11 protein-coding genes are annotated in these 11,782 nt (G+C 59.8%); 5 read left to right on the forward strand and 6 right to left on the reverse strand.

Features of this window, described 5'->3' with window-relative positions; translation table 11 throughout:
* The first annotated feature begins 11 nt into the window (after positions 1–11).
* From QP977_RS04700 to QP977_RS04710, 3 genes are read left to right on the forward strand one after another with little or no spacing between them, the layout of a single operon-like run.
* Positions 12–1,091: a FecCD family ABC transporter permease gene (locus QP977_RS04700; protein WP_070652691.1), complete on the forward strand. Its 1,080-nt coding sequence runs from the start codon at positions 12–14 to the stop codon at positions 1,089–1,091.
* The gene (locus QP977_RS04705; protein WP_083310794.1) at positions 1,091–1,915 is read left to right on the forward strand and encodes a heme ABC transporter ATP-binding protein; all 825 of its coding nucleotides are present in this window, start codon (positions 1,091–1,093) and stop codon (positions 1,913–1,915) included. The genes QP977_RS04700 and QP977_RS04705 overlap by 1 nt, the downstream gene beginning before the upstream one ends.
* Complete coding sequence (locus QP977_RS04710) at positions 1,908–2,594, forward strand: biliverdin-producing heme oxygenase (protein ID WP_070652692.1); 687 nt, start codon at positions 1,908–1,910, stop codon at positions 2,592–2,594. The genes QP977_RS04705 and QP977_RS04710 overlap by 8 nt, the downstream gene beginning before the upstream one ends.
* A 55-nt stretch (positions 2,595–2,649) precedes the next feature.
* Here the strand turns inward: QP977_RS04710 and QP977_RS04715 are convergent, their stop codons facing one another.
* The 4 genes from QP977_RS04715 to QP977_RS04730 all read right to left on the reverse strand — a co-directional run bounded on the left by QP977_RS04715 (position 2,650) and on the right by QP977_RS04730 (position 7,585).
* Positions 2,650–3,123 carry a hypothetical protein gene (locus tag QP977_RS04715; protein WP_242458691.1) on the reverse strand — a complete coding sequence of 158 codons (474 nt, stop codon included), beginning with the start codon at positions 3,121–3,123 and terminating at the stop codon, positions 2,650–2,652.
* Between the two features lie 645 nt (positions 3,124–3,768).
* A complete protein-coding gene (locus tag QP977_RS04720; protein WP_070439292.1) occupies positions 3,769–5,532 on the reverse strand; it encodes a phospho-sugar mutase in 1,764 nt (587 codons plus the stop codon).
* A gap of 10 nt (positions 5,533–5,542) precedes the next feature.
* Positions 5,543–6,193 (reverse strand): deoxyribose-phosphate aldolase, encoded by a 651-nt coding sequence (gene deoC, locus QP977_RS04725; protein WP_016421813.1) that lies wholly within the window; start codon positions 6,191–6,193, stop codon positions 5,543–5,545.
* Between the two features lie 105 nt (positions 6,194–6,298).
* A complete protein-coding gene (locus QP977_RS04730) occupies positions 6,299–7,585 on the reverse strand; it encodes a thymidine phosphorylase (RefSeq protein WP_070549373.1) in 1,287 nt (428 codons plus the stop codon).
* 169 nt (positions 7,586–7,754) lie between these two features.
* Here QP977_RS04730 and QP977_RS04735 point away from each other — a divergent pair, with 169 nt between their 5' ends.
* Positions 7,755–8,174, forward strand: a complete 420-nt coding sequence (locus QP977_RS04735; RefSeq protein ID WP_049189792.1) for a cytidine deaminase — start codon at positions 7,755–7,757, stop codon at positions 8,172–8,174.
* Between the two features lie 45 nt (positions 8,175–8,219).
* Positions 8,220–9,437 carry a NupC/NupG family nucleoside CNT transporter gene (locus QP977_RS04740; RefSeq protein ID WP_048732023.1) on the forward strand — a complete coding sequence of 406 codons (1,218 nt, stop codon included), beginning with the start codon at positions 8,220–8,222 and terminating at the stop codon, positions 9,435–9,437.
* Here the strand turns inward: QP977_RS04740 and QP977_RS04745 are convergent.
* Together QP977_RS04745 and QP977_RS04750 are read right to left on the reverse strand one after the other, a co-directional pair.
* Positions 9,432–10,529, reverse strand: a complete 1,098-nt coding sequence (locus QP977_RS04745) for a YihY/virulence factor BrkB family protein (protein WP_049172490.1) — start codon at positions 10,527–10,529, stop codon at positions 9,432–9,434. The genes QP977_RS04740 and QP977_RS04745 overlap by 6 nt on opposite strands.
* Positions 10,530–10,672: 143 nt before the next feature.
* Positions 10,673–11,674 (reverse strand): sugar-binding transcriptional regulator, encoded by a 1,002-nt coding sequence (locus QP977_RS04750; RefSeq protein WP_049172610.1) that lies wholly within the window; start codon positions 11,672–11,674, stop codon positions 10,673–10,675.
* Between the last annotated feature and the right edge of the window lie 108 nt (positions 11,675–11,782).

The raw sequence follows: 11,782 nt of genomic DNA on the forward strand, positions 1-11,782 counted from the left end.
CTGGCTGAGCAATGCAGACAACCGCGAACAAAACTAGTCCGTTCAGACAGGTGGCCGTTTTCATTGGACTCGCCCTAGCGCTGGTGCTGGCAATAGGTTGGTCGGCCTCCGTGGGGCAGTTCGGCGCCACCATCGGCGAATCACTGAGCTCAATGGTGAGGCTAGTGTTCAATGGCGGTCTCGGTGACACGCCAGAGCCCATCGATACTGTGCTGTGGCAAGTGCGATTGCCGCGCATCGCGCTGGCCTGCCTCGTTGGTGCGGGACTAGCCCTCGCGGGTGTGGCGCTGCAAGCGGTGTTCGGCAACCCGCTTGCCGAACCCGGCCTCATCGGCGTTTCCTCCGGCGCCGCCGTCGGTGCTGCCACCGCCACAGTTTTGGGCACCGCCGCCGGGCTTTTCGGAGTGCTCGGCGGAGTGTTGAGTGTCTTCGCCAGCAGCTGGGCCATTGCGGTCTCAGCTTTTATCGGTGGTGCGGTGGCCACGGCTATTGTGGCCGCCAATGCGCACGGTGGCCGCGATATCGCCCGAATCATTCTGGTCGGTGTGGCTGTGAACTCTATCTGCGGTGGTCTGGTGTCGCTCCTGACATTCGTAGCCTCCACGGCTGCCCGCGACCGCATTGTGTTCTGGCAGATGGGCTCGTTTGCCAGTGCCACCTGGACGCAGGTTGTCATTATTACGTTGGTGACAGTTCCGGCCGTGATTGCCATGTGGGTCAGCTACCGCAAGCTGGACATTCTGAGTCTTGGTGAAGCGCAAGCCCGCCACCTGGGTATTAACGTCGTCACGCTGCGTCGCGCCATCATTTTTGGCACGTCCCTGGTCGTGGCGGCTGGAGTGGCATTTTCCGGCATCATCGTCTTCATCGGCCTGGTCGTGCCGCACGCTGCACGACTGCTGCTGGGACCAGCGCATCGCACGCTGATTCCCGCATGCATCCTCGGCGGCGCGCTGGCCACAACGCTGGCCGACCTCGCGGCCCGCACCATGATCACCGGTGCGGACCTGCCGCTGGGAATGCTCACCTCGATTGTCGGTGGCCCACTGTTCTTCTGGCTGCTCCTGCGTTCGAAGAGGGCGGTGCACTAATGGAAATTCACTCTGGCCTGGGTATTTCTGCCGAAAATGTCAGCATCACCCTGGGTGGTCACCGCATCCTCAACGATATTTCCGTGGTCGCCGAGCCCGGAAAAGTCACCGCGCTGGTCGGCCCGAATGGTGCTGGAAAGTCGACACTGCTCGCAGCGCTTTCTGGCGACCATGAGCTCAGCGGCGGCAACGTCCGGATTGGCGAGCACTCCATTGCCGAGCTCTCCATCGCCGACCTGGCCCGCTACCGCGCCGTCCTGGTACAGAGCCAAGAACTGTCCGTGCCATTCACCAGCCGTGAAGTCATCGACTTCGGACGCAACCCCTGGGGCTGCCCGAACGAGGAGCTGCTCGCGGAAGTGATCACTGAATGCGACGTCGCGCACCTCCTTGACCGGGAAGTCCCGACCCTCTCCGGCGGCGAGCGCGCCCGCGTCCACAGCGCCCGCGTGTTCTACCAGGACACTCCCGTCGTGCTTCTCGACGAACCGACCGCGGCCCTGGACCTCCACCACGCCGAAAAAATCATGGGAATGATGCGCGCCCGCGCGGCGGCGGGCAAAGCCGTGGTCGTGGTCCTGCACGATTTGTCCGCCGCAGCGGCGTATGCCGATCACGTTGTGGTGGTGGCGCAGGGGCGCGTCGTAAAGCAAGGCCCGCCTGCGGAAACCCTGGATGCACAGACCGTCAGCGAAGTCTACGGCATCGGTGTGGAAGTGCTTCAGGACTCCGCGGGCAACCCCGTGCTGGTGCCTCAGCGTGCGGGCCACAATCTCTCACCCCAGTCTCCGAACCTCACAGAGAAAGAAGAAAATCATGGTTGAAAACACGATTAAAGAAGGTGACAAGCAGGCTGCTCAGCCCCTGGCAGAGCGACTCAAAGTGGAGACTGCGGGTGTCCACAGTGAAGCGGAAAACTCCGACTTCATGTCGAGACTGCTGGCGGGTGAACTGGACGCGCAGGCGGCCATCGATTTAACTGGTCAGCTCTACTTTGTTTACGAAGCGTTGGAGCAGGCAGTGCGGTCCACTGCGGAGTCGCCGCAGGTCAGCGCGGTCTACGATGCGCAGCTGGAGCGCCTGGAGGCTCTGGAGGCCGACCTTGAGCATTTGGTGGGGCCTGGATGGCGGGAAAAGATCTCGCCTGTGGAGGCGACAAAGAACTACGTGGCCGAGCTTCGTGAAATCGAAAGCAACGGCAACGCCAACGCCGCATTGGCGCACCATTACGTTCGCTACTTGGGTGATCTTTCTGGTGGTCAGGTAATTGCGTCCATGCTGGCCAAGCACTACGGCATCGGTGCGGAGGGAACCCGATTCTATGACTTCTCCGCTATCGGAAAAATTAAGCCCTACCGCGACGGCTACCGACGGAGTCTGTCTGAGCTGGGCATTTCGGATGCCGATAAAGATGCCGTGGTCGACGAGGCGAAGAAGGCATTTCGTCTCAACCGAGCGATCTTCCATGACCTAGCTGGTGGTCTGGACGACGCAGTGGCGTAGGTTGCGGCGGAGGGCGCGGACTGGAGTGTTGCGACTGTGGCTGTGGGGGTGTGCATTAGCCGATGTACACCACTGCGTTACGGCCGCCCGTGCACTTGATGTTGCCGCCAGCAGGACGGCACCACATGTTGTAGGTCAGGCCAGTCGTTGGGCTGTAGGCCGTGATGGTGCCGGATTCCGCACCAGTGGAATTGCGGTAGCGGACGTAGGCGCTGTGTACATTTCGAACGAACGGATCGCTCGTTGAGGACGTGCCCTTCCATGCGCTGGAGAGGTTGCCGCCAGCCAGGCCCGATGAGCGAGACGAGCCCGAATTACCGGATGAGCCACTCGAATCTTGAACAACCACGGTCTCAGTCTGTGTGACCGGTGGGTTGGGCTGGCTCGAAGCATCGGCAGCGGCCTGTGTAGTGGCAGCCGTCTGTGTGTCGGCCGCAGTTACCGAGTCATCTTTACTCAGGGTGACATAAAGTACCGCGCCAACCAGGCCCAGCAGGACCACGACCAGCACTGAAATGAGCGCAATCATTGCGCCGGAAGTACCTGATCTTTGCTGCGGATACGCCGGGGCTGTGTAAGCGAAAGTTGGTGCCGGCTGCGCAGCGAATTGGGGCTGCGGCTGTGGTTGGGGTTGAGGTGCCTGGTTCGGGTACACGGGGCCGAAAGAACCGGTGGAAGGATTCGAATTGTAGTTGGGGTCTGAGCTGGGGAACTCGTTATGCGACATGCTGGACGTACCAATCACGAGGAGGAAGTGTTCCCCCTGTGATGAGCCCAACCCGCGTAGCGAATGGTGTTCCATCCCCTGGGGACACGGTTAACGGCTTTTATTGTATTACTGGGAAAACTGTAAAGCATGTTAGGAGACGCATGTTGTCCGCAAAATGCGGCAAGGACGGGTTTAGCTAGACCCGAAATGAGGTGGTGAGCTTCAAATGAGGTTGTGACCATCGAGAAACTGCCTAAGTTTATGTCAGTTTCGGCACTAATTTCTGCTTGTTTTTGTCATAAACCTAGTCAGTAACTTGTGAGCCGGCCCAAGACTCCGGGCTGCATATGTGAAACTGGGGCGCGCGTGAAACCCCACGGCCATTTTTCGGCCGTTTCGTTCATGCGCACCCCAGTTTGTTGCGAGGTGTAGCTGGTAGCTGCCTATTGGTTAGCTGCTTAGTGGCTACATCCCCAGGATTTCCTTGAGTTCGGCCTTAATCTGGTCGAGCCGCTCGGCCGCGGCCACGTGCGGAATCGCGGCCGAAGCGACCGGCAGCACGACTTCCAGGTAGCACTTCAGCTTCGGTTCCGTGCCGGAAGGCCGGGCAATGACGCGGTCGTTGGCCTCGGTGAGGATGAGAATGCCGTCAGTAGGCGGGATGTGATAGCTCTCGCCCTTGGCGTCGACCATGTCTAGGCCATCATTCATGTCCGTGACCTGCGTGACCTTCGCTCCGGCCAGCTGTGCAGGCGGGTTGGCGCGCAGAGTGTCCATGCCCTTGGTAATCAGCGACCGGTCCTCGACACGGAAGGTCAACGGGGCGGTCTTGTAGAGACCGTGGGCACGGGCAACATCATCCAGCAGGTCCTGGATGCCAAGACCCTGGCCCTTCAGTCGCGCCACCGCGTCGGCGACACGCACCGCCGCAGATACGCCGTCTTTGTCTCGCACGACTGCCGGGTCAGTGCAGTAGCCAATGGCCTCCTCGTAGCCGAAGACGAGCCCGTCCACACCAGCAATCCACTTAAAGCCGGTCAGTGTAGCGCGATAATTCAGTCCGTGACCTGCGGCAATCTTGCCCAGCAGGCGCGAGGACACAATCGAGTTAGCCATTGTGGCCGGAAACTCTGCGCCCTCATCATTGGTCACGGTCGCAATCCCACGGGCCTCGGCATCCGCAGCGATGACTTCACCCAGAAACGCACCGATGTCATCGCCGGAGAGCTGTCGCCAGCCGCCATCGACGCCGCTGTCCGGAATAGCTACCGAGCAGCGGTCCGCATCCGGATCAGCCGCGATGATGACATCCGCGTCTTCAGCACGTGCCAGCTCAAACGCAAGATCCAGCGCCCCGGCTTCCTCCGGGTTCGGGAACGATACCGTCGGGAACTCCGGATCCGGCGCGAACTGCTTCTCAACCACGCTGACATTCGAGAAACCTGCCGCGTTCAGTGTGCGCACGATGGTCTCGCCACCGACACCATGCATCGGGGTGAGAACAATCTTCGCTGCCTGCTTCTCTTCGCTTGACGACGTCGTTGCGAGCGCAGCCGCCCGTTTCACATAGGCGTCCAGTAGTTCAGGACCAACCTGCTCGACGGCATCGAAGTCACGCGGAACCTCATCAGCTGGTGGAGCAGCGGCAATGGCGTCCGCAATTTGCTTGTCATGGGGCGCGATAATCTGGACGCCTCGGCGGGAATCAGACTCCACCGCGCGGCCACCGAGGTAAACCTTGTAACCGTTGTCCTTCGGCGGATTGTGGCTGGCTGTGACCATAATGCCGGCATCGGCATTGAGGTGGCGTACGGCAAAGGCGGTCACCGGTGTGGGCAGCTGCTGCGGCAGGGCCAGGGCCTTGCCACCGGCTGCGGCGACAACCGCGGCGGCATCGCGGTGAAAATCAGCGGAGCCGTGGCGGGCATCGCAACCAATGACCACGGTGAAGTCATCGCCGACAATGTTCTTCAGATGCGCAACCAGGCCAGCGGTGGCACGGATGACCGTGGCACGGTTCATGCGAGACTGACCAGCGGCAACGACACCGCGAAGACCTGCAGTGCCGAATTCGAGTGGCCCGGCGAAACGGCTTTCCAGCTCGGCAATCGCATCGGGGTTGGCGGCCTTGGCTTCGTCGTAAAGCGAGGAGAGCTCAGCGGCGGTGGCCGAGTCCGGATCGTGGGCGATCCAATCGGTGATGGTGGCTTGTAGCTGTTCGGAGAGCATCGGGGTTAGCCTACTTCAGACCGTCGAGGACAGCGGCGGAGGAAGAAAGGCCCAGGCGAGAGGCGCCAGCGGCGATCATTTCCTCAGCGGCAGCGGCATCGCGGATACCGCCAGAGGCTTTGACTCCAAGGCGGTCGCCCACGGTTTCGCGCATGAGTTTCACGGCGTGAGCGGAAGCGCCACCAGCTGGGTGGAAACCTGTGGAGGTCTTGACGAAGTCTGCGCCTGCGGACTCGGAGGCCTTGCAAGCTGCGATGATTTCCTCATCGGTCAGGGCGGCCGACTCGATGATGACCTTCAGAACCTTGCCCGGAATGGCATCGCGAACAGTCTTGATTTCGGCCTCAAGGTCGTCGAAGCGGTGCTCCTTGGCGAAGGCGATGTTGATGACCATGTCAATCTCTTCGGCACCATCGACCACGGCGCGGGCGGCCTCGGTGGCTTTGACCTCGGCCTTCACCGCACCGGAGGGGAAGCCTACGACAGTGGCGATGTGCAGGCCCTCAGGCACCTCGACTGGGAGCTGCGAGGGGGAGATGCAGATGGAGTAGGTGCCGAGCTTGGCGGCCTCGGCGATAAGAGCCTTGACCTGGTCAGAGGTGGCTTCTGGCTTGAGCAGGGTGTGGTCAATCATCTTGGCAACATCAGCGCGGGAAGTCATGGGAGAAATCAAGTCCTTTCGGAAATTTGGGAGAGAGCGTCAAAGTAGGGAGATGGCGGGCTCGGGGCGGGGAAGTGGCGCCGGCGCGAGCCCGTCAGAAATTTTCTAGGACACGCGATCGAGGATAATCTCGCGCTCGGCTGTCGGCGCGGTGTCGCCGATTTCAATGCCCGGCTCGATGGACTCGAGAGCGCGCTCGAACTTATCCGGAGTTTCAGTGTGCAGCGTGAGCAGCTTCTGACCCTTGACCACCTTGTCTCCCGGCTTGGCGAAAATCTCAATACCGGCAGTGGCCTGCACCGGATCATCCTTACGAGCACGTCCTGCGCCCAAGCGCCAGGAACCAACGCCGAGAGCCAGTGCATCCAGCTTGGTCAGGTAACCGTCAGCCTGCGCAACCACATCGTGCGTGTGAGGTGCCACCGGCAACGCGGCATCCGGATCGCCGCCCTGAGCGCGGATCATCTTCTTCCACGAATCCATTGCGCGGCCGTCCTTCAGAGCCTGCTCCACGTCAGCATCGTGTACGCCGGCCAGCTCCAGCATGTTTCGGGCCAGCTCACAGGTCAGCTCCACGACGTCCGTGGGGCCACCGCCAGCGAGAACCTCCACCGATTCGCGGACCTCGAGGGCGTTGCCGATGGTCAGGCCCAGCGGAGTGGACATGTCCGTTAACAGTGCGCGGGTATTCACGCCCGCGTCGTTGCCCAGGTCAACCATGGTGCGGGCCAGTTCGCGGGCCTGATTCAGATCCTTCATGAAAGCGCCTGAACCGACCTTGACATCCAGCACCAAGCTGGAGGTGCCCTCCGCAATCTTCTTGGACATGATCGACGAGGCAATCAGCGGAATGCAGTCCACCGTCGAGGTGATGTCACGCAGCGCGTAAATCTTCTTATCCGCAGGTGCCAGACCCGCACCGGCTGCTGCGACGACCGCGCCGGAATCCTCCAGGATCTGCATCAAGCGGTCATTCGGAACATCAGCCTGCCAGCCAGGAATGGATTCCAGCTTGTCCAGGGTGCCGCCGGTGTGGCCGAGGCCGCGGCCGGACAGCTGCGGGACGGCCACGCCGTAGGAGGACACCAGTGGGCCCAGCGGCAGCGTGATCTTGTCACCGACACCACCGGTGGAGTGCTTGTCCGTGGTGGGCTTGCTCAGCGATGCGAAGCTCATGGTCTCGCCCGAGTCAATCATCGCCTGAGTCCAATCCACAATTTCGCGACGGTTCATGCCGCGGATAAAGATGGCCATGTTCAGCGCCGCCATCTGTTCATCGCCCACGACGCCGCGAGTGTAGGCGTCAATGACCCAGGAAATCTCTTCCGGACTGAGTTCACCGCCATCACGCTTTACCTTGATGACGTCAACTACATCGAACTTTTCAGCCATTGTTCGCTCCTTTTATAGGCGATTGTGCTTAGCGATATTGGTCTTGTGAACTCTGCTGATTCCGATTATCATCAGCACTAGAACAAATGTCAATAGTTAACTTTCCATTTGTACCCACATAAGTATGTTTGCATAAACACCTCGCACAGGCTCGGGGAGGGAGAGCACAATGTCCCACATCTCAGACGAAGAACTACTGGCTAAGGCCTACGCAGCCACGGAAAACTCGTACGTCCCCTATTCAGGTTTTCCGGTCGGTGCCGCACTTCTGCTTGACGACGGCACGGTGGTCACAGGCTGCAACGTGGAAAATGCGTCCTATGGGTTGACCAACTGCGCAGAGCGCACAGCCGTGTTCCGCATGGTCGCGGAGCACGGCGGCAACCATAAGATTGCGGCCTGTGCCATTGTCGGGCGAAAGGCGGCACCGTGCCACCCCTGTGGTGCCTGTCGGCAGGTCCTGCACGAATTTGGGTGCAAGCGTGTCATTGTGGAATCCGAGCGCCCGGAAAATGGTGGTTTAGGCGCTCCGGCCAGCATCGACTTCGAAAAAATTCTCCCTTACGCCTTTGGTCCCGAGGACCTGTAGGCATCATCACCACAGCCTCTTTTATCAAGAAAGAAGACCTTAGTCATGGATAGACTGCAAGGCTTACTGGGCATCATCCTCGTCATCGGATTTGCCATTGCTATCTCAAAGAACAGGAAAGCCATTAACTGGCGCACGCTCGGCGTTGGCCTGCTGCTGCAAGCGGTGTTCGCGCTGGTAGTGCTGAAGTGGGAACCCGGCTTCCAGGCGTTGAAGAGCGTCGCCGGTGCCATTGAGAAGATGATCGACTTTACAAATGAGGGCACCTCATTTGTCTTCGGTAATCTTTTCGACGGCACGGGGAAAAACTTCGTCTTCGTGCTCAACGTGCTGCCAGTGATCATCTTCCTGGGCGCAGTCCTCGGTGCCCTCTACTACCTGCGGGTAGTGCAGTACTTCGTTGAGTATGTCGGGTCCGCACTGAAGTTCATTATGGGAACCTCGAAGGTAGAGTCCGTCTTCGCTTCCACGGTGATTTTCCTCGGGCAGTCGGAGGCTCCGCTCGTCGTTAAGCCGTATATTCCGAAACTGACCAAGTCGGAGCTGTTCGCATGTATGTCGGGCGGTTTTGCTTCGGTGGCCGGATCGACGTTGATTGGTTACTCCCTGCTCGGTGCGCCATTGGAGTACCTGCTGGCGGCATCGGTAATGAACGCGCCGGGCTCGCTGCTGATTGCGAAGACTTTCTGGCCGGAGACGGAGGAATCCGATCTGGATGCGTCGGTGAAGGATGTCCGCGACACTGAGTCGAAGAACGTCATTGACGCGCTAGGATCGGGTGCGTTGGCCGGCGGTCGTATCGCTGTGGTTGTGGCATGTCTGTTGATTGCGTTCATCGCTGTGATTGCGATGCTGTCGGCCATGATTGGCGGCATCGGCGGCTGGTTCGGTCAGGAAAACTGGTCACTGGAGGGGCTGTTCGGCCTAATCTTCGCGCCGATTGCCTGGTTGATTGGTGTGCCGTGGGAGAACGCAGGGCTGGTCGGTAGCTTCATTGGTGAGAAGACGATTCTGAACGAGTTCGTCGGCTACACCTCGTTCTCGGAGCACGTCGACTCGCTGGATCCGAAGTCCATCATGTTGGCGACCTTCGCCCTGGCTGGCTTCGCCAACCTGTCTTCCATTGCAATTCAGATCGGTTCCTTCGGTGCGCTATCGCCGGAGCGTCGCGGTGAGATTGCCAAGAACGGTCCGCTGGCGCTGATTGCGGGTCTGTGCACCAACCTGCTCAACGCTGCAATTGTGGGTGTGATTGCGCTATAGCTCTTCCTCAGTTCGGAATTCGGCCGCCTGCTTTTCTAGATTCTGATGGATTTTCTGCTCGCCCTCGGCGGCCGCGGTAGCTCGGGGTGGAAGCTGGATGTATCGCTCTGCGGGCAGGCCGGCGCGCAGTTGGCGCATCCTCTCAACCTCGGCATCCAGCTTGAAGCCGAAGACCACGACGACATTAATGCCCCAAAGTGCAGTCATGAGAGCAATGACGGCACCCATGGCGCCGTAGGGGTTTGAAGCCGCAAAGTTGAACAGGTAAAGCTGCAATGCCTTGCCAATACCCAGCGAGCTGATAATTGCCAGTGCCGAACCGGTACTGAGCCAGCGGAATTTGCGCATGCGCACATTCGGTGTGAAGTAGTACAGCGAGCCAATCAGAATCATCGACATGACGATAATGACCGGCCAGCGCAGCCAACTCCAGACGGAGATGCAGAAGTCAATGACCTGTCGCGTGGTCGATTCAATACCCAACGGGCGGGCAACCGGTTCGACGATGGTGATAACTAGCTGGTCATTGACAACAATCGCAATGAGCAGTACCACCGTGCCAATGAGCAGCAATAGCGTAATGGCGACCATGAGCAGGTGGTAGCGAATAAGCGTGCGGCCTTCGGATACGCCATAGATGGAGTTACCCGTGCGCGAAAATGCGCGCGTGTAGGCCGACGACGAAATCAGCGCAAAGACAATACCGATAGTCAGTGCGACGAGACCGCCCGTGGCGGAGCCGATAATCGTTGAGATGACATTGCGAATCGGTTCGGCATACTCAGCTGGAATGTAGCTGCGGATGAAATCCTCGGTCAGTCGGTTGAGGTCATCGGTGTAACCGGACAACATCAGCGTGGCAATTGAGTAAATCGCAAGCAGTGCGGGTGCGAAGGTTAGCACCGTGTAGTAAGTCAACTTCGCGGCGGCGTCGAAACCGAGCTCCAAGAAAAACTCGATACCCGCACGCTTGAGAGCGTAGAGCGCTCCTTTCCACCCCACGGGTGGCAACTTCTTCGCGGACTGAGCAAAAGATGCGTCCGCCGACTCGTAGGCCTGGAGTGTGTGCTTGATCTGCTGTGCTGGTGACACCTAAAGAATCGTCCTCTCCGACCGGACAGCGGCTGCAACATATATGCGGACATCTGCGCTCGCTTAAGTCTATCGGTCGAAGAGGGCAGAGACGCTTCTCGGGCCCGGGTGTCAGTTCTTTGTACTGATGCGTCCCGAGACAGCTAATCCGTGGCAGAGGGAGGGGTGGAGCTAGTGGGTGAGTCTGGCGAGCCCGGTGAGTCCGATGAGTCGAGCGAAAGTAGGCGCTCGGCGGTGGCATCGTCAATGACCAAGTGAGTGGCCAACTTTGTTCGAAGGGCCACATCGATAGCCTCGGCCTTGTGTGCGCCACCGGCCACAAGTACCCGAGTGGGGATCCGGCGCAGGTCAGAGAGGCTGATACCTACCGTGCGGGCATCGACCTCTGGCAGCGCAATGCCACCGTCCGGGCGGTAGAAGCGTGAGCAGGCATCGCCCACTGCGCGCTCCACGAGTAAGTCCTTTTCGGTTGCCGACAGCTGCCCCAAGTTCAAGGCCAGTGAATCATGGTCGACTGCGCCGACAGTGAAAACGGCAATGTCCACCGTCCGGCCAAGCGCCAATACGCTGGCGATGAACCGATCCTGTTCCACGATGCGCTTGGTCTCGACCGAATCGAAAATCACCGGCAGCGGCAATGTGCGGGCATAGGCATGGAAAGCGTGGCAGAACCCGCCAATAGTGCGGATGTCATTCGTCGACTTATCGGAATGACTCATTCCGCCCTTGAGCTGCACAATTTCCACGCCCGAGACATCCTTGGACTTCAGTTGCGTGGATACGGAGTACATGGTCTTACCCCACGAAACACCGAGAAGGGTACCGTCGACCACCAGCTCGTCGAGAAGCTCGGCGCCCACACGCCCCAACTCGCGGAGCAAGACCGCGTTGCCAGCGCGTGCCGGTTGCGCCAGGCGCACATCGTTGAGCTGGTAGCGATCCCGCATCTGCGTCGCGGTCTCTGAGGCTTCCTCGCGCGGGTCGTGGATTTCAATGCGCACGTAACCGCGCTCACGGCCAAGGTTGAGCAGTTTAGAGACCGTTGGGCGGGAAACCCCGAGTTCGGTTGCAACCTGAGACTGTGTGAGCCCCTCGCCGTAATAGAGCTTGACGGCGGTGAGTGCTTGGATGTCGCGGGTGTCCACAGCGGCCTCCTCCAGCAAGAGCACTTAGTAAGCGCACTTGTAACAGGAACCTCGCTTGATTGGGACCCTGCCCGACTTGGTCATCGGGAAAGCGTGCGCCTCACCTGT

Origin of the sequence: Corynebacterium sp. MSK012, assembly GCF_030232435.1 — a bacterium.
Taxonomy (GTDB): Bacteria; Actinomycetota; Actinomycetes; order Mycobacteriales; family Mycobacteriaceae; genus Corynebacterium; species Corynebacterium jeikeium_D.

Bases quoted from the DNA above. Each gene is read 5' to 3' on its own strand.
- QP977_RS04700 (WP_070652691.1), top strand. From the start codon at position 12: ATGCAGACAACCGCGAACAAAACTAGTCCGTTCAGACAGGTGGCCGTT.
- QP977_RS04705 (WP_083310794.1), top strand. From the start codon at position 1,091: ATGGAAATTCACTCTGGCCTGGGTATTTCTGCCGAAAATGTCAGCATC.
- QP977_RS04710 (WP_070652692.1), top strand. From the start codon at position 1,908: ATGGTTGAAAACACGATTAAAGAAGGTGACAAGCAGGCTGCTCAGCCC.
- QP977_RS04715 (WP_242458691.1), bottom strand. From the start codon at position 3,123: ATGATTGCGCTCATTTCAGTGCTGGTCGTGGTCCTGCTGGGCCTGGTT.
- QP977_RS04720 (WP_070439292.1), bottom strand. From the start codon at position 5,532: ATGCTCTCCGAACAGCTACAAGCCACCATCACCGATTGGATCGCCCAC.
- deoC (WP_016421813.1), bottom strand. From the start codon at position 6,193: ATGACTTCCCGCGCTGATGTTGCCAAGATGATTGACCACACCCTGCTC.
- QP977_RS04730 (WP_070549373.1), bottom strand. From the start codon at position 7,585: ATGGCTGAAAAGTTCGATGTAGTTGACGTCATCAAGGTAAAGCGTGAT.
- QP977_RS04735 (WP_049189792.1), top strand. From the start codon at position 7,755: ATGTCCCACATCTCAGACGAAGAACTACTGGCTAAGGCCTACGCAGCC.
- QP977_RS04740 (WP_048732023.1), top strand. From the start codon at position 8,220: ATGGATAGACTGCAAGGCTTACTGGGCATCATCCTCGTCATCGGATTT.